Raw genomic sequence first — 25,351 nt, forward strand, 5'->3', positions numbered from 1 at the left:
GCCCGCAAGGTCCCCGGATTGAATGGACCCTCTCTCACTTAATGCCCATTTTTGGCCAACGCTCTCTCACTCTCTTCAAGAAAGTGAGAGAGCGTTGGCGGTTTTCACGCATCAAGTGAGAGAGCGTCTGGGGATTCGGTTTGGGAGCCGGTGGCGGTGCAGACGGCTGCGCCTACTTGCCCGCTGCGGTGGCGTCCGCCTTGGCTTCCTTGGCTTCCTTGGCGGGCAGCGGCTGCGGGTGCAGGAACGCTTCAACGATGAGGGGCGTTGCCAGTTCCACCTGCCACTCACGTGCGCCCAGGGCGCGGAGTTCGGTGGCGACTGCTGCTTCGGTGATCTCCGCCGGCGGCCGCCAGGCCACGCGCCGCAGGTAATCCGGGGTGAGCAGGTTTTCCAGCGGGAGGCTCAGCGACTCTGCCTTCGCCTGCAGCAGCGGCCGGGCGGTGGCCAGGCGGGCGGCCGCCTCCGGGTCCCGGTCCACCCAGACACGGGGCGGAGGCGGCGCGTTGGTGGGCAGGTGCAGCGGCGGGAGTTCTTCGAGATCCCGGGCAGCTGCGATGCAGCGCAGCCAGCGGGGCGCTTCACGTTGCGCCGCCCGGCCGTGGAAGCCCTTGGTGCCCAGCAGCTGCGGCACGGTGGTCGGCATGGCTTTGGCCGCCGCCACCAGGGCGGAGTCGGGAATCAGCCGTCCCGGTGCCACGTCCCGTTTCTGTGCCAGGGAGTCGCGCTCCAGCCACAGCTCACGTACTGCTGCCAGCTGCCGGCGGTCCCTGATCTGGTGCAGGCCGGAGGTCTTCCGCCACGGGTCCACGCGGGCTGGAGGCAATCCGGCGGCCAGGATCGCCGCAAATTCCTGCTCGGCGTATTCCAGCTTTCCGTCGGCCTGGAGGAGCTCGATGAGTTCCTCCCGCAGTTCCGTGAGGACTTCGACGTCCAGTGCGGCATACCGCAGCCAGGGTTCAGGCAGGGGCCGGGTGGACCAGTCCGCTGCCGAGTGCTCCTTGGCGAGTCCGAAGCCGAGCAGCTGTTCGATGACGGCTGCCAGGCCCACGCGGGGCAGCCCGGCCAGCCGGGCGGCAAGTTCAGTGTCGAAGAGCTTGTCCGGCCACATGCCCAGCTCTGAGAGGCAGGGCAGGTCCTGGCTGGCGGCGTGCAGGATCCATTCGACGCCGCGGAGGGCATCGTTGATGATGTCCAGGTTCTCGAAGGGTTCGGGGTCGATCAGCCAGGTCCCGGCGCCCTCGCGCCGGATCTGGACCAGGAAAGCGCGCTGCCCGTAACGGAAGCCGGAAGCCCTCTCGGCGTCCACCCCTGCCGGTCCGGTTCCGGCGGCGATGGCCGCAGCGCAGCGCTCCAGGCCGGACTGCGTCTGGATGACCAGCGGAACGCCCTCCCGGGGAGCAGCCAGCTCAACGATTTCGGGGACGGGGCTGTCAAAGCCTTCCACCGTGATGTGGGGTGCGGCATCAGCGGCCGGGACGCCGGCCGTGGTGTTTTCCGGAATGTTAGGGGTCATGATGCCTCCAGTTTACCGGCCGGCCGGTAAACGCCTGCCTGCCGGGCCGGTGCCTTGCCCGGCCATCCCGTCCGCGGCCCTGCGCCATCGGTCCGCCTTCGGTCCGCCACTGACAAACGGTCTCAGTTCCGGCGGCGCAGCGTCAGCGGCGTCACGCCGTCCGGCAGGGGCGGCAGGCCGGCGAAGGTGCAGACCATGTCGGACCAGGCCTCAAGATGGGCCTGGACGTCGGACGTGGCGGGTGTCCAGGACGCGCGCAGTTCGATGTCGATGGATCCGGGCCTTTCGGACAGGGTGCCGAAACTCTCCGAGAGGACCCTGGTGGCAGTGCCGCCGGCGGCCCGGTACGCCGCCTTGTGGTTCTCCAGTGCCTCCACCAGCCAGGTCCAGGCGACTGTTCCGAGCATTTCGTCGTTGCCCATCTCGGGTTCCAGCTCCGCACGGATATAGGTGACAATGCGGAATTCCCCGTCCCAGACCTCGGAGCCTTGGGGGTCGTGGAGAAGGATGAACCGCCCCGTCGCCAGTTCCAGCCCGTCCTCGTCTTCCGTTCCGGACGCCGCAGCGAGTGCCATGGCGGCGGGGCCGTGAAGCGGGGTTCCGGGAGCACCGGAGCCGGGGGCAAAAACTTCTGCGCCCAGGGCCACGGCAAAGGGCGCCAGCCGGGCCGGCGCCGGGATCTCCGCCAGGCGCAGTTCCCGGCGGCACTGGGCTTTCCTGAGGGTTCCCAAAGCGTGGAGAAACTCCGGGGGAACCTGGTCAAGTGCGTTCACCTTCGCAGGTTACGCAACTGGGCGGGGCAGGGCGGTTAGGCTCGCCGCCGGCTTCCGGCGCGGACCGTCAGTTCCCGCCATTGTGCAGTTCCCGGCGGAGTGCGGCAACGAAGGCATCCACATCCTCTTCGGTGGTATCGAAGGAACACATCCAGCGCACCTCGCGCGTGGCTTCATTCCAGTCATAGAAGCGGAACGACGCGCGCAGCCTGTCGGCCACGCCTTCGGGGAGGACGGCAAAGACGCCGTTGGATTCGGTCTCCTGGGTGGGCCGGACGCCGTCGATGGTGTCGACGGCGGCGCGGAGCCGGGCGGCCATGGCGTTGGCGTGGGCGGCGGACCGCAACCACAGGTCACCTTCCAGGAGCGCGATGAACTGCGCCGACAGGAAGCGCATCTTGGAGGCCAGCTGCATGTCCATCTTGCGCAGGTAGAGGAGCCCGTGGGCTGCTTCCGGATTCAGTGCCACCACCACTTCGCCGAACAGCAGGCCGTTCTTGGTGCCGCCAAAGGACAGGATGTCCACCCCGGCGTCGCGCGTGAAGTCCCGCAGCGGAACCTGGAGGTGGGCTGCGGCGTTGGCCAGCCGGGCACCGTCCATGTGCAGCTTCATCCCCTTGGCATGGGCATGCCCGGCAATGGCCCGGACTTCCTCCGGCGTGTAGCAGGTGCCAAGTTCCGTTGTCTGGGTGATGGACACGGCCAGCGGCTGGGCGCGGTGCTCGTCCCCCCAGCCCCAGGCCTCCCGGTCAATCAGTTCGGGCGTGAGCTTGCCGTCCGGCGTGGGGACGTGCAGCAGCTTGATGCCGCCGACGCGTTCCGGCGCGCCGTTCTCGTCCATGTTGATGTGGGCGGTAGAGGCGCAGACCACGGCGCCCCAGCGGGGGAGCAGCGACTGCAGTGAAAGGACGTTCGCGCCGGTGCCGTTGAAGACCGGAAAGCACTCGATGCCGGAACCGAAGTGGCCCTCCATCAGTTGCTGCAGCCGGGCGGTGTAGTCGTCCTCGCCGTAGGAGACCTGGTGGCCTTCGTTGGCGGCCGCCAGTGCCGCCAGCACCTCGGGATGGACGCCAGAGTAGTTGTCCGAGGCGAAACCCCGCACGTTCGGATCATGGAGGCGGATACCGGCGGCGGTTTCAGCGGTTGTTGTCATGGCTTTGCTCACGCTTTCAGTGTAGGTAAAGTCCGGGCCGGGGACAGTGACGCCGCCAGCTGCAGCCGCCGGCCGTTCAGTTCGGCGGCCGGGGCATCAAAGAGTCCGACGACGGCGCGCGCCAGGTCCTCGACGTCGGTGGCGCCCGAGAAGGACCGTTCGGGGTGGCGGCGGCGCAGTTCCTCATCGACCAGCGCCTTGACCACCAGCACGACGGCGGCTGCCGCGCTGCCGCCGTTCCTGCCGGCGGCGCGCCTGAAGCCATCAGCGATGGCAAGGGTCCAGGCTTCGGCCGCTGCCTTCGCGGCGGCGTAACTGGCCGTTGCCGCGGTGGGCTCGGCGGCGGTGGTGGAGGACACCATGGCGAACCGCCCGCACGCGGAGGCGGCGACGTCGTCGTAGAAAACCCGTGAGACGTTGCGGAGCGTGGTAATTGCTCCGCGCTCAAGGAAGTCCCAGTCCTCGTCGGTCTGGTCCGCGATCCCCTGTGCGCCCCGCCAGCCGCCCACCAGGTGGATCACAGCATCCATCGGCCCGGCAGCGGCGGTGACATCAGCCCGCAGCTGCCGCACCTCCTCCATGCGTGCAAGGTCGCACACGAAGGGGGCAACGCCGTCACCCGCCCGTCCTGCCGCGGACCTGATCCGCTCCGGGTCTGAGCCCACGGTGAACACACGGTGCCCGGCCTCGCGCAGTGCCCGGGCCACGGCGACGCCGGACGCGCCGCTGCCGCCCGAAACCAGGACGTTCAGCGGCGGTTTTGCCGGCTCCATAGCAGCTGTCACAGCGCGGATGCTCCAGTGATGCCGGCAGTGGATTCAATGACCGGGCGCATCTTCTTTTCCAGTGCTTCGTAGAACATGGACAGCGGGAATTCGTCATCGAGCACCTGGTCGGTGAGGCCACGCGGCGGCCCCGCCAAGGGCAGCGCTTCCGGCCCCTTGGCCCAAACAGATGCCGGGTGGGGCGTGACGGTGGCGGAGATCAGCTGGTATGCAGCCAGCCAGTGGGCGGTTTTGGGGCGGTCGATGGAGCGCCAGTACAGGTCGTCGATGCGGGCGCCGAGGGCGATGACAGCATTGGCTACTTCATCCCAGTCGATGGTCAGCCGGGTGTCCGTCCAGTGCAGGACGCGCTGCTGGTGCAGCCACGCGAACAGCAGCTGGCCGCCCAGGCCGTCGTAGTTCCGCACGCGGCTGCCGGTGATCGCGAACCGGAAGATGCGGTCAAAGATGATGGCGTACTGCACCAGTTTGGCGTGGCGCCGGGCTTCAGGATCGGCGTCCTCGTCTTTTTCTATCCGCACGGATTCGCGGAACGCGGTCAGGTCGCAGCGCAGTTCTTCAAGGGAGTACAGGAAGAAGGGCATCCGCTGCTTGATCATGAACGGATCGAACGGCAGGTCGCCCCGCATGTGCGTCCGGTCGTGGATCAGGTCCCACATGACAAACGTGGCCTCGGTCAGGTCCTGGTCGGCGAGCATCTCCGCTGCCCCTTCCGGCAGTTCCAGGCAGGTGGTCTCGGCTGCGGCCTTGAGGACGCGGCGGAACCTGGCCGCCTCCCGGTCTGCGAAGATGGCCCCCCAGGTGAAGGTGGGGGTCTTGCTGACAGCGACGGTCTCAGGGAACAGCACGGCGGAATTGGTGTCATAGCCGGCGGTGAAGTCCACGAAGCGGATGGGGACGAACAGCTTGTTCGAGTAGTCTCCCGCCTCAAGGCCGGCAATGAACTCCGGCCAGATCACTTCGACCAGGACTGCCTCCACCAGACGGTTGCTGCTGCCGTTTTGGGTGTACATGGGGAAGACAACCAGGTGCTGCAGGCCGTCCCGGCGCTGTTTTTGGGGCTGGAATGCCAGGAGGGAGGAAAGGAAGTCGGGGGTGGCGAACCCGGCCTGGGCCCACCGCGAGAAGTCGGTGCAGGCAGCTTCCAGGTACGCCGCATCATGCGGGAAGGCTGGGCTGAGGGCACGAAGCGCATCGATGATCTCATTTACCAGGGCAGCAGCTGCTGCGTGGTGTGCGGGATCCGGAATGGAGCCGTCCTGGACCTGGAAGACCTGGATGGCGGTGGCGGCTGCCTTGAGCCGGAGCCAGTCATTGTTTTCGGCTGAAATCCCGGTGACGGCGGTGGTCAGGGTTTCGGTCATCGTCGGCTGCCTTTCTGGTTGCTTGCTATCTATGGCGAGCGTAGCAAGCAACCAGCAGAGCTAATTGAAAAAGTAGCCAAACATAAGAATTACTTTGGCTCAGAGCCGTTTCCAGTGCCCGGAGCAGGTCTTTCCCTGCGGGATCAGGACTCCTGTTCCGGGCCTTTGACCTGCGGTTCCTCGGCGGGAACCAGCCGGATGGAGATGGAGTTGATGCAGTAGCGCTGGTCGGTGGGGGTCCCGTAGCCCTCGCCTTCAAACACGTGCCCCAGATGGGAGTCGCACGTGGCGCAGCGGACCTCTACCCGGTCCATTCCCAGCGTGCGGTCGTGGATGTAGCGGACGTTTCCTTCGGCAAGCGGGGCCCAGAAGGACGGCCAGCCGCAGTGGGAATCAAACTTTTCGTTGCTGGTGAACAGTTCCGCTCCGCAGGCGCGGCACTGGTACACGCCGGCAGTGTGGGTGTCCCAGTATTCGCCCGTGTATGGACGCTCGGTTCCCGCCTGGCGGAGCACGTGGTATTCCTCCGGCGTGAGCTCCTCACGCCATTGCGCGTCGGTTTTTTCCACGCCGTTGCCCGGGACGCCGGCCCCGGCCGGACGCGCCTCCGTGGCCGGCGGTTCCGTGGCTTTGTTTCCGAATATGCTGTTTCCGAAGATGCTCATAGACTTGTCAACGCTTACGAGTCGCCGATAAATCCCGAGCCTGCATAAAGGTGGAGTACCGGCACGCCCAGTTGGTCCTGTGCCTTGTTGGCCCAGTCCGTATGGAAGGTGTCAGCGACGGCATGCGGCCGGGTGATCACCACGGCCTGCCCGGCGCCGGTTTCACGGACCTTGGCGACCAGCCCGTTGACGGCCCCGCCATCCACTATTTCCCCGGTGACGCCTGTGCCCAGTCCCTCCAGGGCGGCCAGGGATACGGCCAGGGTCTCCGCTGCCTGTGCCCGCTCCTGCGTGGGATCGGGGGTGTGGGCAGTGAGCTCCCTGAATGCCTTGGCAATGTCCAGCATCGAAAGGTTTTCAAGGAAGTCCACCAGCAGGTGCCGCTCGGTGTTTGCGGGCACGAGCACCACCAGGCGCGTTTCCGCCCCGTCCACCAGGCGCTCGATGTTCAGGCGGTCGTCCGCCCCCAGGGGTTCTTCGGTCAGGATGACGATCGGTTCACTCATGGCCCTAGCCTAGTCCCGGAGCCGGTCCGTGCGCAGGGGGCGCCGCACCGGCGACGGGCAGGGGCAGGCCTGACGGTCCGCGGCGAAATGCGGGCTTCGGTGCCCGGGCGGTAAGAATAGTTCCATGGCACCTTTCCAGCGAACCCGCCCCGCCCCCGTTCATGGCCCCGAAACCGGTGGAATGTCGTTGCGGGCAAAATGGGCAATCGGGGGAGCGATCGGCGGGGGCGGCCTGGCCGGACTCCTGGGCGCCGGTTCGTCGGCGCTGGCGGTGTACTTCGCACGCCGGGTCATCACTCCCGCCCGGCAGCGGACGTCGGACCAGGAGATGCTTGCCGTCATCAGGGACGGCCAGGGGCAGCGGGCCATCTTTGCCGCGACTGACGACACCACGGTTGACGGCGTCTACGGATTCTTCTTCGACGGCGGCAAGGGGCACGCACGGATCGGCCGCATCGTCTCCTACTCGCCCGCCGACAGGACCGTGCTGCGCGAGGTTGAGGCGGTATACGCCGGCGATCTTTCCGCGGCGCGCCGCGGCTGGTGGAGCGGGGCCGTCTATCCGGACCCTGCCGCCGCCGGAATTCCCTATGAGGATGTCAGCATCGACGTAGAGCGCGGGCAGGCTCCCGCCTGGCTGGTCCGCGCCGGCGGCACGGCCCGAACCTGGGCGGTGATGGTGCATGGACGCGGCGCCACCCGGCAGGAGGCGCTGCGCGCGGTCGGTCCCGCGCTGGAGCTGGGGCTCACCAGCCTCCTGGTTTCCTACCGGAATGACGGCCTGGCGCCATCCGCCGACGACGGCCGCTACGGCCTGGGCTCCACGGAATGGCGTGACATTGAAGCTGCCATCGAGTACGCGCTGGCCAACGGGGCGGAAGAAATCGTGCTGTTCGGCTGGTCCATGGGAGGCGCCATCTGCCTGCAGACCGCCGACCTGTCCCGCTACCGGCACCTGATCCGGGCCATGGTGCTCGATGCGCCGGTCACCGACTGGGTCAATGTGCTGGCCCACCACGCACAGCTGAACAGGATCCCCTCCCTGGTGGGGCGGTATGGCCAGCTTATGCTGGGGCACCCCCTGGGCAGGCGGCTCACCGGACTGTCCGCGCCCGTGGACCTGAAGGTGATGGACTGGGTGTCCCGCGCAGTTGAGCTGCGGACGCCCACCCTGATCCTCCACAGCGTGGACGACGAATATGTGCCCTACGAGCCTTCGGCCCTGCTTGCGGAGCGGAACCCGGAGATGGTGACCTTCGAGCCCTTCCACCAGGCCCGGCACACCAAGGAATGGAATGTCGACCCCGACCGCTGGGAAGGCCAGGTCAAGGCCTGGCTGCGGCAGCAGCTGGCTCCCAGGCTCAACCCGGGCGCCTTGAGCTCAATGGCTTCCGGGGGCGAGTGAGCTGATGGAGGCCGTGACGGCGTCCGTGAGGCGGACCAGGTCTGCCGGTGCCAGCTCGATGTCCAGCCCGCGCCTGCCACCGGAGACCAGCAGGGTGTCCAGCGCTAGGGCGCTGGCGTCCAGCACAGTGGGGGACGGCAGCCGCTGGCCCAGCGGTGAAATGCCGCCGAGCACGTAGCCGGTGCGCCGTTGGGCCGCCGCGGGATCTGCCATTGCCGCCTTCTTGGCTCCCAGTGCTGCGGCGAACGCCTTCAGGTCAAGGGTTCCGCTGACCGGCACGATTCCCACGGCCAGCCGCCCCTCCACTTCCACCATGAGGGTCTTGAAGACCCTCGACGGATCGACGCCCAGGACCTCGGCCGCTTCCGCACCGTAGCTAGCGGCTGCGGGATCGTGGGTATACGGGTGGAGCACAAAGGGAACCCCGGCCGCGGCCAGAGCCGCTGTTGCCGGGGTTCCCTGTGCTGCGCTCTTGCGTGCCATGGGTGCTTTCCGCCGCGGGTGCTAGGAACGTCCGGCAGTAGCCGCAGCGACCCTGCGCTTGATCCTCCCCAGCATCGCGGTCATGCCCCGCATGCGCAGGGGCGTGATGGCCCTGGTGAGCCCCAGGAGCTCGGGCATGTCGTCCGGAACCGAGAGGATCTCCTCGGCGGACAGCCCGTCCAGGCCCTCATGGAGCACGCCGGCGAAGCCGCGTGTTGTGGGAGCCTCCGCAGGGGCCTTGAAGAACAGCCGCACGGCGGCGCCGGGCCCGCCCTCACTCTCCGTCTCGATGGTCAGGAAGAGCGGCGACTGGCACTCCACGACCTGTTCCAGCAGTTCGGGGTGGTCCTTGAGCCGGTCCGGCAGTTCCGGGAGGCCCTGGGAGAATTCCAGCAGCAACTGGAGCCGCTCGGGTTCAGTGAGGGCCTGGAAGTCATCCACGATTGCCGCCAGGGCGGAAGGCAAGGCTTGAGTAGTCATCAGTCCAAGTCTACGCAATTACGCCGCCGCGGGCCGCGTCAGGCGCCGACGGCGGCAGGGACGGAACCGCGTTCCGCACCCTTGGCGATCGGTACGCGCACGGCGTTGCCCCATTCGGTCCAGGAGCCGTCGTAGTTACGGACGGTGTCGAAGCCGAGGAGGTATTTGAGGGCGAACCAGGTGTGGCTGGAACGTTCGCCGATACGGCAGTAGGCCACGACGTCGTCGCCTGCCTTCAGGCCTGCCTCGCCAAGATAGAGGGCTTCAAGTTCCTCCCGGCTGCGGTAGGTGCCGTCCGCGGCGGCAGCGCGTGCCCACGGGATCGACGCAGCAGTGGGAATGTGGCCGCCGCGCAGGGCGCCTTCTTCCGGGTACGCCGGCATGTGGGTGCGCTGGCCGGTGTATTCCTCGGGGGAGCGGACATCGATGAGCGGCTTGCCGAAGTGCGCAAGGACGTCTTCCTTGAAGGCGCGGATGGGAGCGTCGTTGCGCTCAACAACCGGGTAGTCGGCCCTGGCAGGTGCCGGCTTCTCCGTGGTGAGTTCGCGTCCTTCGGCAATCCACTTGTCCCGGCCGCCGTCGAGGAGCCGCACATCCTCGTGGCCGAAAAGGGTGAAGACCCACAGGGCGTAGGCGGCCCACCAGTTGGACTTGTCTCCGTAGATGACCACGGTGCTGTCACGGGAAATCCCCTTCGACGCCGCCAGTTCCGCGAACGCGGCCCCGTCCACGTAGTCGCGGGTCACTTCGTCATTGAGGTCCGTGTGCCAGTCGATCTTTACGGCGCCGGGGATGTGGCCGGTTTCGTACAGGAGCACGTCCTCGTCGGATTCCACTACCACCAGCTCTCCGTTGGCGGCAGCGCCACTTTCCAGGGCGGCAGCAAGCCACTCCGTGGAAACCAGCCGCTCCGGGTGGGCGTAGGCGGCAAACTTCTCATTCTGTTCAACGGGATAGGGCATTTTTCCTGGCCTTTCATTGAGGACACGGGCGGCCTGCTGGACCTGAAGGGGACCTGGTTCCACCCTAGCCAGCGCCCCGGGCCATGTCCGCATTCCGTTAACAGGGCGCAATGTTGCCTTCATCACGCCGGCCGCCACAGGGACCTGCGGCATTAAAAGCCCGGGCGCAATGCCGGTATCCTTTCTGGGGACCACCCACCAGCAGAACGGACCACCTTGGTACAGATCGAACAGCTTGCCGCCCGCACTCCGGCAGTTTCGGTGGATGAACTCCTTAAAGGGTTTTACCCGTCACCGCGATTCGGCCAGGTTTCCTTTGCCAGCTACCGCCCCGATCCCAAGCAGCCCAGCCAGTCCGCCGCCGTGCGGGCGTTGGAGGGCTTTGCCGACGGCGTCGGTTCCAACGGCGGTGGGGGGCTGTTCAAGAAACTGTTCGCGAAGAAGGACGGTTCCCGCGCCGGCATCTACCTTGACGGCGGGTTCGGCGTCGGCAAGACCCACCTTCTGGCCTCGTTGTGGCACGCGGCGCCCGGCCCGAAGGCCTTCGGCACGTTCGTGGAGTACACCAACCTGGTGGGTGCCCTGTCCTTTCGCAAGACCGTTGAGGCGCTCAGCAGCTACAAACTTGTCTGCATCGATGAATTCGAGCTCGACGATCCGGGCGACACTGTCCTGATGTCCCGGCTGATGCGCGAGCTGGCCGACGCCGGGGTGAAACTGGCAGCCACCTCCAACACGCTGCCAGGATCGCTGGGCGACGGCAGGTTCGCGGCGGTGGACTTCCAGCGCGAGATCCAGGTGCTGGCGGACCAGTTCGACGTCATCCGGATTGACGGGGAAGACTTCCGCCACCGGGGCCTGCCCGCGGCGCCGGCCCCGCTGAAGAACAGCGAACTGTCCTCCCACATGAAGGCGGAGTTCGACGGAAAGACGGTTGCGCAGGACGAGTTCAGCACCCTGATTGCGCACCTGGCCGGGGTGCACCCCAGCCGCTACCGCCAGCTGATCGACGGCATTGACGGGGTGGTGTGGCGCAACGTGCACACCATCACGGAGCAGGCTGTGGCGCTCAGGTTCGTGGTGCTCGCCGACAGGCTGTACGACAAGGACGTGCCCATCCTTGCCAGCGGCGTGCCGTTCGACCAGCTCTTCACCGAGGACATGATGACCGGCGGCTACATGAAGAAGTACTTCCGCGCTGTCTCCCGCCTCACCGCGTTGGCCCGCGAGGGCCAGAACCACGAGCCGTCCTAGGCCTCAGGCGCCTGCCGGCCACCCGCCGTCGTCCTTGAATGCCGGCAGTCCTTAAACGCCAAAGGTGCAGGTGCCGCCTCCCGGCGGGACCTGCACCCCCTTGACGTGCTAGGGCAAGACCCTGGCCAAATCCTTGTTACGGAGTCCTGTCAGCCGGCGGAACCGGGTTGACGGGAGTGACCGGCGGAACCTGCTCAGCGGCAGGTGCCTGGCCCGGGGTTCCGTTCTTGTCAATGAGCTTGGAAGCGCCATTCTGGACTTTGTCGACGTGGCCCGAGTACTTTCCTCCGGTCTTGGTGTCGACGAAATCACCGGCCTTGTTGATGCCGTTCTTGATGGCCTGCTCGTTGCCGCGGATGAGACCCTGAGCCTTGCCCTTTAGATCGTCAATCAGTCCCACGAGCACCTCCCTTCAATCGCGGAGCCAGGTCGCTCCTCCGCGTTCGATCCTAGCCCCGCGGGGAACACCCAACAAGGAAACCGGGGGCTTTGGCCGTTCGCCCGTAGCGGATGCCGGCTACCGGGCAAGAAAAAAGCAGCTCCGGGGAGCTGCTGCATGTGGGCGATACTGGGATCGAACCAGTGACCTCTTCCGTGTCAGGGAAGCGCGCTACCGCTGCGCCAATCGCCCGGAACCGGAAGCCCGGTCTTATGGGATTTTAGAGTAAGAGAGCGGACGACGAGATTCGAACTCGCGACATCCACCTTGGCAAGGTGGTGCTCTACCAGCTGAGCTACGTCCGCGTATGAAGTGCGTTCCGGCCGGAGCCGGTGCGTACTGCATGAAGCAAGTTTCCTTGCTTGGTGGGCGATACTGGGATCGAACCAGTGACCTCTTCCGTGTCAGGGAAGCGCGCTACCGCTGCGCCAATCGCCCATTGCATCCGGTTCAATCCGGAAACCATGGTTTTCACCGAGGTGGGTACGGGATTCGAACCCGTGTATACGGCTTTGCAGGCCGCTGCCTCGCCTCTCGGCCAACCCACCGTGTAAGCGTCGGTTCCGGAGAACTTTTGCTGTGACAGTGTCCTGCGAGCGGACGACGAGATTCGAACTCGCGACATCCACCTTGGCAAGGTGGTGCTCTACCAGCTGAGCTACGTCCGCATTTTGGAGGGTTGATTCCTTGCCGTTCCCGGCATTTCCTCGCGTTCCAACGAGTAAAAACAATATAGGAGGTTCAGGGATTCTCCAAATCGCCGCCGCCAGGTGCGCGCGGCGTGACCGTGCTTCCCAGTGCTGGCGCGGAAGCAGGTGAGTTACAGGGGTGTAATTCACGACGGCGGACGGGGACCTTTTGGCTCTTCCCTTGCCGTGTTGCGGGGCCGCAGCAGGGCGGCCCGGGCGGGTCGAGGCCGGCGATTTTTGAATTACGTAAACGTCGGCTAGCATTCAAATGCATCAGGGCGATTGGCGCAGTGGTAGCGCGCTTCGTTCACACCGAAGAGGTCACTGGTTCGAACCCAGTATCGCCCACCGCACAGAGGTCCGTTTCCGCTCGTTCGCAGCGGAAACGGGCCTTTTTGTTTGCGGATCCTGCCTGCAGATTTTGTCGGCCCCCTGTGAAAGAGTTTTTCTATGACAGCTCCACTCCTCGCCCATGCCACCGAATACGGCCGGATGTACGCCCGCTCCACGTCGGAGCAGTTCTCGGTGCCCTCCATCACCACGGTCATCAGCCAGCAGCCGCACGGACTGGACGGCTGGTTCGGGTACATGGGAGCGAGCAGCCTGGCCAAGGATCCGCTGCTGGCGGACTGCCTGGGGAGCCCGGCCAAAATTAAGCAGGCCGTCAACCGTGCGGCCAAGGCTGCCGAAAACTACCGCGATGACGCGGCGAAGCGCGGGGACCGGGTACATAACTATTGCGAGCAGGTGGCGCTTCGTGCGTTGGGGCGTCCCCACGCCATGAAGGAGGCCCGCGAGGCCTTGGCCGCCAACGGGGAAGAGGCCTTCGCTGTCCGGTTCGATGAATGGTGGGAGCTGTTCCGGGTGGAACCCATCGCCCCGGAAATCACCGTCTGGAACAACGCCGTGGGGTACGCCGGCACCCTGGACCTGGTGGCCCGCATCAACGGCCGCGTATGCCTGATCGATTACAAGACCAAGGGCACCACGCGGGACGGCCTGGTCAAGCCGCTCGATGACAAAGTGGTGATGCAGCTGGTGGCCGGCATGAAGGCCGAAGAAAGCCTGGTGGACCCCGAGGCAGGGACGTGGGAGCCCTGGCAGTACGGTGAAAACCCTGTCCTGCTGGCGGTGGCCATCGGGGAGACGGAGGTCCGTCCCGTGCGCGCCAACCCGGAAGTCCTGAAGCATCACTGGTGGAAGTTCTGCGCCCTGCGGCGGGTCTGGGAGCTGTCCGCGGACACCATCAGCGCCGGCGCGGCGCTGCTTCCCATCGCCCCGCCGCCGCTGGCGCAGGTGCAAACGGCCTAGCAGTTTCTCTGCGCCTAAACTGGATTGGTCCCCTTTGCCGTCAATCGTGAGGAACTACAGCGCATGGCTATCCTGAATATCCGCATCATTGGTGACCCTGTGCTGCGCACAGTTGCCGATCCCGTGACGGAATTCGGGCCGGAGCTGGCCAAGCTGGTCGCGGACATGACCGAAACCATGGAAGACGTGGACGGTGCAGGCCTGGCCGCGCCGCAGGTGGGCGTAAGCCAGCGCGTTTTTACCTACCGCATCGACGGCGTCGAGGGCCACATCATCAATCCTGCGCTGGAAAACAGCGAGGACTACCAGCCCGACCATGTGGAAGGCTGCCTGTCCATCCCCGGCCTCAGCTTTCCGGTGCGGCGTTTCCGCGCCACCCGCGTCACCGGCGTCGACATGCACGGCAACCCTGTCACGGTGGAGGGGGAGGGGCTCATGGCCCGCTGCTTCCAGCACGAGAACGACCATCTGGACGGCATCCTCTACACGGACCGGCTCGAGGGTGAGGACCGGAAGACCGCCCTGCGGTCCATCCGCAACGCCAACTACGACTCCATCGCCGAACGTACGACGACGAAACGCGCCAGGACTGTCGGGTCCAGTTTCGGCGGCCCCGCCCAAGGCTCCCCGCGGGGCTCGAGCTTCGGCGCCGGGGCAGCCGGCGGCGCAGGGTGAGGGTCCTGTTTGCGGGAACCCCCGCCGTCGCCGTCCCTTCGCTGGATGCGCTCGTAAAAGCCGGCTTCGAGGTTGCTGCTGTCCTGACGCGCCCGGATGCCCCCGTGGGCCGCAAGCGCGTGCTCACGCCGTCCCCCGTCGCTGCGCGCGCGGCTGACCTGGGAATCGAGGTCATCCACGCCGCCCGCGTGGACGCGGAGGCAACGGCCAGGATTTCCGGGGTAAACCCTGACGTCGCCGCCATCGTGGCCTACGGCGGACTGGTTCCGCCGGCCGCCCTCGGGATCCCGCGGCACGGCTGGATCAACCTGCACTTTTCCCTGCTGCCGGCCTGGCGCGGCGCGGCCCCGGTACAGCGCGCCATCATGGCAGGGGACGATGTCACCGGAGCGGTGACCTTCCAGCTGGAGGAAGGACTGGATACGGGACCCGTGTTCGGCACCCTCACGGAATCAGTGGGGCCGGAGGACACGGCGGGAGAGCTCCTTGAGCGGCTGTCCCACAGCGGCGCCGTGCTCCTGGCCCAGACATTGTCCGCCATCGAGGCAGGGAAGGCCTTCCCGCAACCCCAGGCGGGCGAGGTTTCCCACGCGCCGAAGTTGACCCTTGAAGATGGCCACCTTCAGTGGAACCATCCGGCGCTGGCGATCGGGCGGCAGGCCCGGGGCGTAACCCCCGAACCCGGTGCGTGGACCTTCCTGGACGGACAGCGCGTCAAGCTGGAACCGGTCCGGCTGCGGCCCGATGTCACCGGCCTTGCCCCCGGGACCCTGTTCCTCGAAGGCAAGAGCGTGCTGGTCGGCACGGGATCGCACGCCGTGGAACTGACCCGCATCCAGCCTGCGGGCAAAAAAATGATGGCCGCTGCCGACTGGGCACGCGGCATGGCTTCCCTTGAAAGTGTGGTGTTCGAATGAGCGCGTCCGGCGGCAATCCAGGCGGAGGCGGCAACGCCGGGCGCGGCGCCGCGGGCGGCGGCCGCGGCAAGGGGGGACCCCGGGACAGCAGCCGGCGGAATGCCCAGGGCCGTGAACGCAACCGCGGTCCGCAGCGCAGCTTCACGGAAAACGCGCCCTCCCAACGGACCCGCCGGGCCGATCCCGCGCGGCTGGTGGCCTTCGAAGTCCTGCGCGCCGTCGCTGCCGAGGACGCCTACGCCAACCTCGTGCTGCCGGCACGGATCCGCCACCACGGGCTGGACAAGCGCGACGCCGGCTTCGCCACCGAACTTACGTACGGTGCCCTGCGGGGCCAAGGCACCTACGACGCCATCCTGGCGCGCTGCGTGGACCGCCCGCTTGACCAGCTTGACCCGGCAGTCCTGGACGCGCTGCGAATCGGAACCCACCAACTGCTGGCCATGCGCGTCCCTGCACACGCCGCCCTCGACCAGACCGTCGGCCTGGCGCGTGCCGTGATCGGAGCAGGGCCCTCAGCGCTCATTAACGCTGTCCTCCGCAAGGTTGCTGCACGCACCCTTGAGGAGTGGCTGGACGTGCTGGTGGCCGGAGAGACCGACGAAACAAGAATCGCTGCACTCCGCTACGCCCACCCGGAATGGATCGTCCGCGCCATGCGCCAGTCCCTGGTGGCGCATGGCCGGCAGGCCAGCGAAGTGAACGACCTCCTGGAAGCGGACAACGCCGCCCCCGTGGTCAACCTGGTGGCCCTGCCAGGCCTGGGCAACCTGGACGAGGTGCTGGAGAACGGTGCCATTCCGGGCGAGCTCGTCCAGGGTTCTGCCCTTTCCAGCGGCGGTGACCTGGGGCGGTACTCCTCCGTCCGGGAAGGAACCACCCGGGTCCAGGACGTTGGCTCGCAGCTGGTGGCCCGCGCCATGGCCGCCGTTCAACTCGACGTGCCGGCAGGCGGGACAGGCAATTCGAAGGCGGAGGCGTGGCTGGACCTCTGCGCCGGCCCCGGCGGAAAGGCAGCCCTGCTGGGCGCCCTGGCCAGGCAGCGGGGCGCAACGCTGCTGGCCAACGAACCCGCTCCCCACCGCGCCAAGCTCGTCAGCCAGGCGCTCTCGGCCGTGCCGCCGGAAACCTGGCAGGTCCGGACCGGAGACGGCCGCGAGGTCGGATCCGAAGCGCCCGAATCATTCGACCGTGTCCTCGTGGACGTCCCCTGCAGCGGCCTCGGCGCATTGCGGCGCCGGCCGGAATCCAGGTGGCGCCGTTCACCCAAGGACCTCGCGGACCTCGGTCCACTGCAGCGCGAGCTGCTGGCCTCCGCCCTGGCAGCGGTTCGTCCGGGGGGAGTGGTGGCCTATGTGACCTGTTCACCGCATCCGGCGGAGACGACGGCCGTCGTGGCTGATGCCCTCCGCAAACGCGATGACCTGGAACTCCTTGACGCCGGAGCGGCGCTGGACGCCGTCAGCCTCCCCGGAAAGCTGGACGCCGGGCATGACTCCACGGCCCAGCTTTGGCCGCATGTCCACGGCACAGACGCCATGTTCCTCGCGCTCATCCATAAGAAGCCCTGACCCGTGAAAGGTTCCCCCGTGACGCAATGCTGCATCAATCCGAGCATCCTCTCGGCCGACTTCGTCAACCTGGAGGCCGAGCTGCAGCGCATCAGCACCGCTGACGCCGTGCACGTGGACGTCATGGACAACCACTTCGTCCCCAACCTGACCATCGGACTGCCTGTGGTGCAGCGCATCCAGGAGGTGAGCCCCATACCCCTGGACGCGCACCTGATGATCGCTGACGCAGATCGTTGGGCGCCGGGCTTCGCCGACGCCGGCCTGGCGTCCGTCACGTTTCACGCGGAGGCGTCGATCGCGCCCGTGAAGCTGGCGCGCGAACTTCGCAGCAGGGGGTCGAAAGCCGGCATGGCAATCCGGCCGGCTACCCCCGTGGAGCCCTACCTGGACATGCTGTCCGAGCTGGACATGCTGCTCATCATGACGGTGGAGCCCGGATTCGGCGGCCAGGCCTTCCTGGACCTCACCCTGCCCAAGATCCGGCGGGCCAGGGCTGCCATCGACGGCTCCGGGATCGGGGTGGCCATCCAGGTTGACGGCGGCATCACTGAAGAAACAATCGTCCGGGCCGCGGAAGCAGGCGCCAACGTATTCGTTGCCGGCTCCGCCGTCTACGGCGCCGAAGACCCCGCGGCGGCCATCGAGAGGCTGCGCCGGGAGGCAGGCAGGACGTTACACGCGGTGACGGGGGAATAGCCGGGAGCCGGTGCCGGTTATGGCACAATAGCAACACACATACGTGCTCCGGGGTCGGTGTAAGTCCGAACCGGCGGTGACAGTCCGCGACCCGCGAGCCGGTGGTTTCCGCAAGGAAATCCCGGCGGACGGTTGAACCGGTGAAATTCCGGTACCGACAGTTAAAGTCTGGATGAGAGAAGCACGTACAGCTGTATCTGTGGGGCCATTCCGGCGCCGCAGCCTTCTGCTGTCGTAAACCCCCGGAGCCATCGCGGTTCGAGAGGGAAGGAACGACACGGAATGAACCCCAAGCGATGGCTCTTCGATGCCAAACACCCTGCCGCTTCACTGGAGGGCGCAGCCGCCGCGCCGGTCGCCGCATGACGGCGGGCAACCCGGCCACGGCTGACGCAATCAGCACGGAGCCGCATCCGGGCCACCCCCCGGGGCACGCTGACGAGGTGGTTACCGCCTTCAGTGCTGCCGAGTCCGGAGCCATGGGGGCTGCCCTCGAGGCAGCCCTGCGGGGTCCGCGGGGGGCGAACCCGTTGGTGGGCGCCGTCGTCGTGGATCCTGCAGGCCGCCACCTCGTCACCGGTTTCCACCGCGGCGCCGGCACCGCGCATGCAGAGGCGGATGCGATCAGCCAGGCAACAGCCGCGGGCCTGGATCTCTCCGGCTGCACCATGGTGGTTACCCTGGAACCCTGCAACCACGTGGGACGCACAGGCCCTTGCGCCGAGGCCATCATTGCCGCCGGAATAACGGACGTGGTGTACGCGGTGGATGATCCGCATGACCCGGCAGCAGGCGGAGCGGCAACGCTGCGCGCCGCGGGCGTCCGCGTCCGCAGCGGGCTCGGGGCCGCGGAGTCCCTGGACCTGAACCGCCAATGGTTTGAGGCTGTGACGGCGAAACGGCCTTTCGTCACCCTCCACATCGCCCAGACGCTGGACAGCCGCATCGCGGCCGAGGACGGCACCAGCCAGTGGATTTCCAGCCCGGAATCCCTGGCCGACAACCATGCCATCCGCAGCCGGATCGATGCCATCCTGGTGGGCACCCAGACCGTCCTGGTGGACAATCCGCGGCTCACCGCCCGGAACGCATCGGGAGCACTGGCGGCGAGCCAGCCGGTGCGGGCCGTTATGGGGCTGCGGGACGTCCCCGCCGGCGCCGCCGTACGCGGAACAGACGGACTCGTGGCGCATCTCCGCACCCGTGACCCGCGCGAGGCACTGACCATGCTGTACCGATCCGGGACACGCCACGTCATGGTGGAGGGAGGCTCGCGCATCCTGAGCGCGTTCCTCTCTGCCGGGCTGGTCGATGAACTCATCGTGTATTTGGCGCCCACCCTGCTGGGCTCCGGTACGCCGGCCCTCGGGAGCCTGGGGATCACCACCCTCGCCGATGCCCAGCAATGGGACTGGGACGGGTCCGACGGCGGTGCCGTGCGAAAGCTGGGCCGGGACCTGCGACTTCACCTTAGACCGCAACGGACCGTTGCACTGGATCCTCAACCAACCCGCGACAGCGCGGAGCCAGCCCAGGGAGGCTACTGATGTTTACCGGAATTATTGCCGAACAAGGGCACGTCCTGTCCGTGGAGCGGGACGGGAACGCCAGCGCCACCGTGCGGCTGCACGCGCCCGGCACCACCGAAGGGCTCGCGTTCGGCGGCTCCATCGCCGTCAACGGGGTGTGCCTCACGGCCACGGAGATCAACGGCAAGGAATTCAGCGTTGACGTGATGGGGGAAACCCTGGTCCGCAGCACCATTGGCGAACTTGCGCCGGGTGATTCGGTCAACCTTGAACGCTGCGTTCCGGCCGGCGGCCGGCTTGACGGGCATGTGGTGCAGGGGCACGTGGACGGCGTCGGGGTGCTGCTGGAACGCGAGGCCCTCGGCAACTGGGAGCGGCTTCGGTTCGGCGTGCCCGCCAACCTGGCGCGCTACATAGCGGAAAAGGGCTCCATCGCCATCGACGGCGTCTCGCTCACGGTGACCGCAGTCAGTGAGGCCAGTGAGCAGGCGCCCTGGTTTGAGGTGGGGCTCATTCCCACAACCCTGGCTGAAACCGGCCTCGGCGCCAAGAGCACCGGCAGCCGGGTGAACCTGGAAGTGGACGTCCTGGCCAAGTACACCGAACGCCTGCTGGCGTTCAATGCCCCGTCGCCCGCCGCCGTTGAGGGAGGGACCCGATGAACGCCGCAGTAAAGCTGGAACAGGCAGGGCCGGCCGGATCCGCCGCCCCTGCTGCCCGAACCGGCGGGCCAGCGGCTGCCCTTGGACTCGACACCATCGAAGAAGCCGTACGGGCCATCGCCGCCGGCAGGCCTGTGCTGGTGGTGGACAACGAGGACCGGGAGAACGAGGGCGACATCATCTTCGCCGCCCAGCATGCCACCCCGGCCCTGATGGGGTGGACCATCCGCTACAGCTCCGGTGTTATCTGTGTTCCGCTGTCCGGGGACCGGGCGGACGCCCTGGCACTGCCGCCGATGGTGGCGGTCAACGAGGACGCCAAAGGTACGGCCTACACGGTGTCCTGTGATGCCGCCTTGGGTGTGAGCACCGGGATCTCCGCAACTGACCGGGCCCTGACGGCCCGCGTCCTCGCGGATCCGCAGGCCGGGCCGGAGGCCGTGACCCGTCCGGGGCATATTTTCCCGCTGCGGGCCGTTAAAGGGGGAGTGCGGGAACGCCCCGGCCACACCGAAGCGGCCGTGGACCTGTGCCGGCTCGCCGGACTGGAAGCTGTGGGCGTAATCGCCGAAGTTGTCTACGACGACGGTGAGATGATGCGGCTGGACGGGCTTCGCGCCTTCGCTGCCGAACACGGGTGCCCACTGATCTCGATTGAAGACCTGGTGGCCTACCTCGAGGCAGCGGGCACATCGGTTGGCAGCAATACCCGGGCAGGACGCGCGGGCGGAGAAGAGGAGATACGATGACGGCTTCCGGAGCTTCGGGCAACGGCCACCACCTGTCAGGGTCGGGCAACGGCCACCACCTGGAGGCGGGCAACGGCCAGATGCCCCATCCCGTCAGCGGCGGACCCATCGTGCAGCTGCCGACGGCTTTCGGCGACTTCATTGCCCAGGCGTGGACGGACCTGGTCACCGGCCACGAGCACCTTGCCGTCAGCTCCCCCAACCCGCCCAAGGACGGGAAAGCACCCCTGGTCCGGCTGCACTCCGAATGCCTGACCGGGGATGTCTTCGGCTCCTACCGCTGCGACTGCGGGGAACAGCTTGCCTACGCCCTGGAGATGATCGGCGAGCAGGGCGGCACCCTGCTGTACCTGCGCGGCCAGGAGGGCCGCGGCATCGGCCTCGCCAACAAGATCAAGGCCTACGCGCTGCAGGAAGCCGGCTTCGACACCGTCGAGGCCAACGAGCAGCTGGGCCTGCCGGTGGATGCCCGCTGCTACAAGGCTGCCGCCCAGGTGCTCGCGGAAATGGGGCTGCACGAGGTGCGGCTCCTGAGCAACAATCCGGACAAGCAGAACAGGCTGGCGAAGGCCGGTGTCAGGGTGGTGGAGATGGTCCCCACGGAGGTGCCCTCCCGCGACCAGAACATCCGGTACCTGCAGACCAAGAAGGACCGCATGGAGCACCGGCTGACGCTCGATACCCACGTGGCCGCCGTCCCCGCCGCCGCTGATTCCTTTGACCACGAACAAGACTGACCGCAGCACAAGACTCACCACACCACAAGACTGACTACGAGACTGAACGGAACAGAACTGACTTATGAGCGGACACGGCGCCCCCGACATCGACCTCACCACCCTCAACCCCGCGGAAACCTCGCAGCTGCGGCTGGCCATCGTGGCAGCAAGCTGGCACACGCAGATCATGGATGGCCTCCTGGACGGCGCCCTGCGGGCCGCCAAGGACGCCGGGATTGCCGAGCCCACTGTCCTGCGCGTCCCCGGCAGCTTTGAGCTTCCCGTGGCTGCCGCGCGGCTGGCGCCGCACTTTGACGCCGTGGTTGCCCTCGGCGTCGTCATCCGTGGCGGAACCCCGCACTTTGACTACGTGTGCCAGGCCGCGACGTCGGGCCTCACCGATGTCAGCGTGCGCACCGGGGTCCCGGTGGGCTTCGGCGTCCTGACGTGCGATACGGAACAGCAGGGCCTGGACCGTGCGGGCCTGCCGGGCTCCAAGGAAGACAAAGGCCACGAGGCCGTCACCGCGGCCCTCGCCACTGCCGTTGTGCTCAAGCAGTACGGCAAGTAGCACGCCCCGCATGGCGGGCGCGTGTGTATTCGCTCACATCGCGCCCGTCATGCAACGGCCCGGGAAGCGCCCTTTGGGCCGCAGCAAGTAGGCTGTAGGGCGTGAAGAATTTCGAGACGCTGTTCGCTGAGCTCAGCGAGAAGGCAGCCACCCGCCCGGAAGGCTCCCGCACCGTCGCTGAATTGGAGTCCGGTGTTCACGGCATCGGCAAGAAAGTCGTTGAGGAAGCAGCCGAAGTGTGGATGGCTGCCGAATATGAATCCGATGAAGCCGCGGCCGAGGAAATCTCCCAGCTGCTGTACCACCTGCAGGTCCTGATGCTCGCCAAAGGCCTCACCCTGGAAGACGTCTACAAGCATCTGTAGCCACCGGCCCGGCGCGCCCCACGCCGCCGGTGCCCGCCGTGGCCTGCATTGCCTGAACACCTAGACCTCCCTCCACCCAGAAAGACCTTCCATGCTGCGAGTAGCTGTCCCCAACAAGGGCTCCCTGTCCGAAGCCGCATCCGCCATGCTGTCCGAGGCGGGGTACCGCCAGCGCCGTGATTCCCGCGAGCTGGTGATGGTGGACCCGGACAACGAGATTGAGTTCTTCTTCCTCCGTCCCCGCGACATCGCCGTGTACGTCGGCCAGGGAACGCTCGACGTCGGCATCACCGGCCGCGACCTGCTCCTGGACGCCGAGGTGGAGGCTGAAGAGCTGCTTCCGCTTGGTTTTGCTGCCTCCACGTTCCGTTTTGCGGGTCCCGTGGGAGACTTCGCCAAGGTTGAGGAACTGGAAGGGAAGCGGCTTGCCACCAGTTACGACGGCCTCCTCCGCGGCTACCTGGCCGGGCGCGGCATCAAGGCCAAGGTGGTCCGCCTGGACGGCGCCGTGGAATCCTCGGTCCGGCTGGGCGTCGCGGACGCCATCGCGGACGTCGTCGAAACCGGCAACACCCTCAAGGCTGCCGGGATGGAGATCTTCGGCGAACCCATCCTGAAGTCCGAAGCCGTCCTGATCCGCCGGACCGGCGAAGGCGGTGCCGCGAACGGCACGGCCAAGGAGATCGAGGTCCTGATCCGCCGGCTCCAGGGCGTGCTGGTGGCCCGCCAGTACGTGCTGATGGACTACGACATCCGCAAGGAGCTCGTGGAACAGGCCGCTGCCCTCACTCCCGGCCTGGAATCGCCCACGGTCTCGCCGCTGCGCGACTCGGACTGGGTTGCCGTCCGGTCCATGGTGCCCAAGAAGGAAACCAACCGGATCATGGACGAGCTGTACGATCTCGGCGCCCGCGCCATCCTGGTCAGCAGCATCCACGCCTGCCGCATCTGATTTCCAGGAGAATCCCATGGCTGTAGCTGTACGAGTCATTCCCTGCCTCGACGTGGACGCCGGGCGCGTCGTCAAAGGCGTCAACTTCGAGGGCCTGCGCGACGCCGGCGACCCCGTGGAGCTCGCCCACCGCTACGACAACGCCGGGGCGGATGAACTGACCTTCCTGGACGTGACGGCGTCCTCCGGCAACCGCGAAACCACGTTCGATGTAGTCCGCAGGACGGCCGAAGAGGTCTTCATCCCGCTGTGCGTTGGGGGCGGCGTGCGGGGAGTCGCGGAGGTGGACAAGCTGCTGCGCTACGGCGCGGACAAGGCGTCCATCAACACAGCGGCGGTGGCGCGGCCGGATGTCATCAACGAGATTACCCGGCACTTCGGTTCCCAGGTCCTCGTCCTGTCCGTGGACGCCCGCCGCACCCGCCCGGGATCCCGGCCAACGCCGTCGGGATTTGAAGTGACTACCCACGGCGGACGCACAGGCACCGGGATCGACGCCATTGAATGGGCCAGGGAAGCCGCGGACCGCGGCGTGGGGGAGATCCTGCTGAACTCCATTGATGCCGACGGCACCAAGGACGGGTTCGACCTCGAACTGATCAAGCTGGTCCGGGCCGCCGTCAAGGTGCCCATCATCGCTTCCGGCGGCGCGGGAGAGCCTGCGCACTTTCCGCCCGCCGTCGCGGCCGGAGCTGACGCCGTCCTGGCAGCATCCATCTTCCACTGGGGCCCGGACAACATGATGTCGCAGGTCAAGGACGCCATCCGGGACGCGGGTTTCGAAGTCCGCTGACCAATAGCAACGCGGGGTCACTTCCAGCCCAAAAACCTTGGTTTATTGAGCCGGATGTGACCCCGCGTTGCTTTTAGAGCCCGACTTCCGCTGACTGGAGAAGCGCGACGGCGTCCGGCTGGCCTTCGAAGGTCACCAGCGCGTGGCGGGTCCGGCCGTGGGCATGCATCAGCAGTTCGCCCGGCTCGCCCACGATGGCCACCGAAACAGGGGCCCGCTTGGCCACATGGCGAGGCCCGGACGGGCGCACCAGGACGATGCCCAGGTCCACACCGCGGTACAGGATGGCGGCGCGTTTGACGAGTTCGTCCCACAGGGCTTCCGAGTAGGCCTCGTCCAGTGCCCGGGGCGCCCAGCGGTCAACCGCCCGGCGGATATCCTCCGTGTGGACGAAGTACTCGATGAGGTTGGAGCTTTCGTCCAGCGCCTTGATGTTCATCGGCGACAGTGCCGGGGGCCCCGCGCGGAAGGTGTTGACGAGTTTCGCGTACTCCTCGGGCGTGGTGAGCTTCGCGGCGAGCCTGGCAGTCGCCTGGTCCGAGGCCTTGGCGAGGCGCTTGATGATCAGGCCCAGGCCCACGGCCGCCTTGCGTTCGCGCAGGTAAAGGTGGGCGGCAAGGTCCCTGGTACGCCAGCCCTTGCAGAGCGTGGGCGCGTCAGGTCCCGCCGCAAGCAGGGTCTCGGCAAGGACTTCTCGGGACGGTTCGACGAAATGCATCACTTGTGAAACTAGCACGACACGCGCAGGGTTGGGCAGCACGTCCGCCCCTGCTGGCGTGCCGTCGTTCACACACAATCGGGGGCCGGGTGGAGGCACTAGACTTGACCTGATGTCTGAGCAGCCCGCCCCCGTCCTGAACCCCGGTATTGCCGCGCCCGCAGCCACTTCGCCCGGCCAGTCCCCGGCTCCGCTGGCGAGCCCGCTTCCCGCGGAGCTGGCAGCCGCGCTGAAGCGTGACAGCGCCGGCCTGGTGGCCGCCGTCGTCCAGCAGTACGACACCAACGAGGTCCTGATGCTGGGCTGGATGGATGACGAAGCCCTGCACCGGACCATGACCACCGGCCGCGTTACCTTCTACTCGCGCTCCCGCCAGGAGTACTGGCGCAAGGGGGACACCTCCGGGCATGTGCAGTGGGTCAAATCGGTGGCGATGGACTGCGACGGCGACGCGCTGCTTGTGCGCGTTGACCAGGTGGGGGCCGCGTGCCACACCGGCACACGCACGTGCTTCGACGGCCGGGACCTGGCTGTTGCCACAGGCCAGGCAGGCTGACCCTTTTTCTGACCGCAGCCCGCTGCGGAAGGGGGCCGGGCCACCCCCTCCAAGCGCAACCACCGCCGGGATTCCCGGCCCCAGGCACCT

The 25,351-nt window shown here is 67.0% G+C and carries 28 protein-coding genes, 6 tRNA genes and 1 riboswitch; of the genes, 17 read left to right on the forward strand and 17 right to left on the reverse strand.

The window, feature by feature from the left end:
* Positions 1–172: 172 nt before the first annotated feature.
* The 7 genes from ACQ3DC_RS16450 to ACQ3DC_RS16480 form a co-directional block, all read right to left on the reverse strand.
* Complete coding sequence (locus ACQ3DC_RS16450; protein WP_321215971.1) at positions 173–1,516, reverse strand: HRDC domain-containing protein; 1,344 nt, start codon at positions 1,514–1,516, stop codon at positions 173–175.
* Between the two features lie 122 nt (positions 1,517–1,638).
* On the reverse strand, positions 1,639–2,289 hold the full coding sequence (locus ACQ3DC_RS16455; RefSeq protein WP_323057353.1) for a DUF3000 domain-containing protein: 651 nt from the start codon (positions 2,287–2,289) through the stop codon (positions 1,639–1,641).
* Positions 2,290–2,356: 67 nt separating this feature from the next.
* Complete coding sequence (locus ACQ3DC_RS16460; RefSeq protein ID WP_430752784.1) at positions 2,357–3,442, reverse strand: threonine aldolase family protein; 1,086 nt, start codon at positions 3,440–3,442, stop codon at positions 2,357–2,359.
* 8 nt (positions 3,443–3,450) lie between these two features.
* Complete coding sequence (locus ACQ3DC_RS16465) at positions 3,451–4,215, reverse strand: SDR family NAD(P)-dependent oxidoreductase (protein ID WP_321216243.1); 765 nt, start codon at positions 4,213–4,215, stop codon at positions 3,451–3,453.
* 8 nt (positions 4,216–4,223) lie between these two features.
* Complete coding sequence (locus ACQ3DC_RS16470; protein WP_430752774.1) at positions 4,224–5,591, reverse strand: DUF6421 family protein; 1,368 nt, start codon at positions 5,589–5,591, stop codon at positions 4,224–4,226.
* 143 nt (positions 5,592–5,734) lie between these two features.
* Positions 5,735–6,256: a peptide-methionine (R)-S-oxide reductase MsrB gene (gene msrB, locus ACQ3DC_RS16475; protein WP_157238458.1), complete on the reverse strand. Its 522-nt coding sequence runs from the start codon at positions 6,254–6,256 to the stop codon at positions 5,735–5,737.
* Between the two features lie 14 nt (positions 6,257–6,270).
* Positions 6,271–6,762: a hypothetical protein gene (locus ACQ3DC_RS16480; protein ID WP_157238457.1), complete on the reverse strand. Its 492-nt coding sequence runs from the start codon at positions 6,760–6,762 to the stop codon at positions 6,271–6,273.
* A gap of 124 nt (positions 6,763–6,886) precedes the next feature.
* Between ACQ3DC_RS16480 and ACQ3DC_RS16485 the strand changes: the two genes are divergently transcribed.
* The gene (locus ACQ3DC_RS16485; RefSeq protein ID WP_157238456.1) at positions 6,887–8,167 is read left to right on the forward strand and encodes an alpha/beta hydrolase family protein; all 1,281 of its coding nucleotides are present in this window, start codon (positions 6,887–6,889) and stop codon (positions 8,165–8,167) included.
* Here ACQ3DC_RS16485 and ybaK read toward each other — a convergent pair.
* The 3 genes from ybaK to ACQ3DC_RS16500 are packed head-to-tail and all read right to left on the reverse strand — an operon-like array spanning position 8,144 to position 10,092.
* Positions 8,144–8,650 (reverse strand): Cys-tRNA(Pro) deacylase, encoded by a 507-nt coding sequence (ybaK, locus tag ACQ3DC_RS16490; RefSeq protein ID WP_157238455.1) that lies wholly within the window; start codon positions 8,648–8,650, stop codon positions 8,144–8,146. The two genes, ACQ3DC_RS16485 and ybaK, sit on opposite strands and share 24 nt — an antisense overlap.
* Before the next feature lie 21 nt (positions 8,651–8,671).
* Positions 8,672–9,130, reverse strand: a complete 459-nt coding sequence (locus ACQ3DC_RS16495) for a SufE family protein (protein WP_197432387.1) — start codon at positions 9,128–9,130, stop codon at positions 8,672–8,674.
* 38 nt (positions 9,131–9,168) lie between these two features.
* Entirely contained in the window at positions 9,169–10,092 is a 924-nt protein-coding gene (locus tag ACQ3DC_RS16500) for a sulfurtransferase (RefSeq protein WP_157238453.1), read from the reverse strand.
* A gap of 216 nt (positions 10,093–10,308) precedes the next feature.
* Here ACQ3DC_RS16500 and zapE point away from each other — a divergent pair, with 216 nt between their 5' ends.
* Positions 10,309–11,346, forward strand: a complete 1,038-nt coding sequence (gene zapE, locus ACQ3DC_RS16505) for a cell division protein ZapE (RefSeq protein ID WP_157238452.1) — start codon at positions 10,309–10,311, stop codon at positions 11,344–11,346.
* 136 nt (positions 11,347–11,482) lie between these two features.
* Here zapE and ACQ3DC_RS16510 read toward each other — a convergent pair whose 3' ends face one another.
* From ACQ3DC_RS16510 to ACQ3DC_RS16535, 6 genes are all read right to left on the reverse strand, one after another.
* A complete protein-coding gene (locus ACQ3DC_RS16510; protein ID WP_321215975.1) occupies positions 11,483–11,746 on the reverse strand; it encodes an antitoxin in 264 nt (87 codons plus the stop codon).
* A gap of 159 nt (positions 11,747–11,905) precedes the next feature.
* Positions 11,906–11,977 (reverse strand) — tRNA-Val (locus tag ACQ3DC_RS16515).
* Positions 11,978–12,017: 40 nt separating this feature from the next.
* A tRNA-Gly gene (locus ACQ3DC_RS16520) sits at positions 12,018–12,090 on the reverse strand.
* A 58-nt stretch (positions 12,091–12,148) separates the two neighbouring features.
* Positions 12,149–12,223, reverse strand: a tRNA-Val gene (locus tag ACQ3DC_RS16525).
* Between the two features lie 39 nt (positions 12,224–12,262).
* Positions 12,263–12,333: transfer RNA gene (locus ACQ3DC_RS16530), tRNA-Cys, on the reverse strand.
* A 47-nt stretch (positions 12,334–12,380) separates the two neighbouring features.
* Positions 12,381–12,453: transfer RNA gene (locus tag ACQ3DC_RS16535), tRNA-Gly, on the reverse strand.
* Positions 12,454–12,750: 297 nt separating this feature from the next.
* On the opposite strand from ACQ3DC_RS16535, the gene ACQ3DC_RS16540 reads away from it, so the two are divergent.
* From ACQ3DC_RS16540 to hisF, 14 genes are all read left to right on the forward strand, one after another.
* Positions 12,751–12,822 (forward strand) — tRNA-Val (locus ACQ3DC_RS16540).
* A 102-nt stretch (positions 12,823–12,924) separates the two neighbouring features.
* A complete protein-coding gene (locus ACQ3DC_RS16545; RefSeq protein WP_321215976.1) occupies positions 12,925–13,785 on the forward strand; it encodes a cytochrome in 861 nt (286 codons plus the stop codon).
* A 63-nt stretch (positions 13,786–13,848) separates the two neighbouring features.
* Positions 13,849–14,460, forward strand: coding sequence for a peptide deformylase (def, locus tag ACQ3DC_RS16550; protein WP_430752775.1), 612 nt, complete (start codon positions 13,849–13,851; stop codon positions 14,458–14,460).
* Positions 14,457–15,377, forward strand: a complete 921-nt coding sequence (fmt, locus tag ACQ3DC_RS16555) for a methionyl-tRNA formyltransferase (RefSeq protein WP_323057349.1) — start codon at positions 14,457–14,459, stop codon at positions 15,375–15,377. The genes def and fmt overlap by 4 nt, the downstream gene beginning before the upstream one ends.
* Complete coding sequence (locus tag ACQ3DC_RS16560; protein WP_430752776.1) at positions 15,374–16,948, forward strand: RsmB/NOP family class I SAM-dependent RNA methyltransferase; 1,575 nt, start codon at positions 15,374–15,376, stop codon at positions 16,946–16,948. Before fmt ends, ACQ3DC_RS16560 begins: the two co-directional genes overlap by 4 nt.
* Positions 16,949–16,966: 18 nt before the next feature.
* On the forward strand, positions 16,967–17,647 hold the full coding sequence (rpe, locus tag ACQ3DC_RS16565; RefSeq protein WP_323057416.1) for a ribulose-phosphate 3-epimerase: 681 nt from the start codon (positions 16,967–16,969) through the stop codon (positions 17,645–17,647).
* A 39-nt stretch (positions 17,648–17,686) separates the two neighbouring features.
* A riboswitch (FMN riboswitch) is annotated at positions 17,687–17,836 on the forward strand.
* A gap of 290 nt (positions 17,837–18,126) precedes the next feature.
* Entirely contained in the window at positions 18,127–19,194 is a 1,068-nt protein-coding gene (gene ribD, locus ACQ3DC_RS16570; RefSeq protein WP_323057415.1) for a bifunctional diaminohydroxyphosphoribosylaminopyrimidine deaminase/5-amino-6-(5-phosphoribosylamino)uracil reductase RibD, read from the forward strand.
* Entirely contained in the window at positions 19,194–19,838 is a 645-nt protein-coding gene (locus ACQ3DC_RS16575; RefSeq protein WP_430752777.1) for a riboflavin synthase, read from the forward strand. The genes ribD and ACQ3DC_RS16575 overlap by 1 nt, the downstream gene beginning before the upstream one ends.
* Positions 19,835–20,587: a 3,4-dihydroxy-2-butanone-4-phosphate synthase gene (ribB, locus tag ACQ3DC_RS16580; RefSeq protein WP_157238446.1), complete on the forward strand. Its 753-nt coding sequence runs from the start codon at positions 19,835–19,837 to the stop codon at positions 20,585–20,587. The genes ACQ3DC_RS16575 and ribB overlap by 4 nt, the downstream gene beginning before the upstream one ends.
* Positions 20,584–21,324, forward strand: coding sequence for a GTP cyclohydrolase II (gene ribA / locus ACQ3DC_RS16585; protein WP_321215981.1), 741 nt, complete (start codon positions 20,584–20,586; stop codon positions 21,322–21,324). The genes ribB and ribA overlap by 4 nt, the downstream gene beginning before the upstream one ends.
* Before the next feature lie 64 nt (positions 21,325–21,388).
* Positions 21,389–21,877 carry a 6,7-dimethyl-8-ribityllumazine synthase gene (ribH, locus tag ACQ3DC_RS16590; protein ID WP_157238444.1) on the forward strand — a complete coding sequence of 163 codons (489 nt, stop codon included), beginning with the start codon at positions 21,389–21,391 and terminating at the stop codon, positions 21,875–21,877.
* A gap of 101 nt (positions 21,878–21,978) precedes the next feature.
* Positions 21,979–22,242 carry a phosphoribosyl-ATP diphosphatase gene (locus ACQ3DC_RS16595; RefSeq protein ID WP_009358176.1) on the forward strand — a complete coding sequence of 88 codons (264 nt, stop codon included), beginning with the start codon at positions 21,979–21,981 and terminating at the stop codon, positions 22,240–22,242.
* Positions 22,243–22,333: 91 nt separating this feature from the next.
* Positions 22,334–23,194, forward strand: coding sequence for an ATP phosphoribosyltransferase (gene hisG / locus ACQ3DC_RS16600; RefSeq protein WP_157238443.1), 861 nt, complete (start codon positions 22,334–22,336; stop codon positions 23,192–23,194).
* A gap of 16 nt (positions 23,195–23,210) precedes the next feature.
* Positions 23,211–23,987: an imidazole glycerol phosphate synthase subunit HisF gene (gene hisF, locus ACQ3DC_RS16605; protein WP_157238442.1), complete on the forward strand. Its 777-nt coding sequence runs from the start codon at positions 23,211–23,213 to the stop codon at positions 23,985–23,987.
* A 73-nt stretch (positions 23,988–24,060) separates the two neighbouring features.
* Here hisF and ACQ3DC_RS16610 read toward each other — a convergent pair whose 3' ends face one another.
* Entirely contained in the window at positions 24,061–24,705 is a 645-nt protein-coding gene (locus ACQ3DC_RS16610) for a TIGR03085 family metal-binding protein (RefSeq protein ID WP_157238441.1), read from the reverse strand.
* Positions 24,706–24,817: 112 nt separating this feature from the next.
* Between ACQ3DC_RS16610 and hisI the strand changes: the two genes are divergently transcribed.
* Positions 24,818–25,261, forward strand: coding sequence for a phosphoribosyl-AMP cyclohydrolase (gene hisI, locus ACQ3DC_RS16615; protein WP_157238440.1), 444 nt, complete (start codon positions 24,818–24,820; stop codon positions 25,259–25,261).
* Positions 25,262–25,351 lie beyond the last annotated feature (90 nt).

This window comes from Paenarthrobacter sp. NEAU-H11 (assembly GCF_050573415.1).
Lineage (GTDB): Bacteria > Actinomycetota > Actinomycetes > Actinomycetales > Micrococcaceae > Arthrobacter.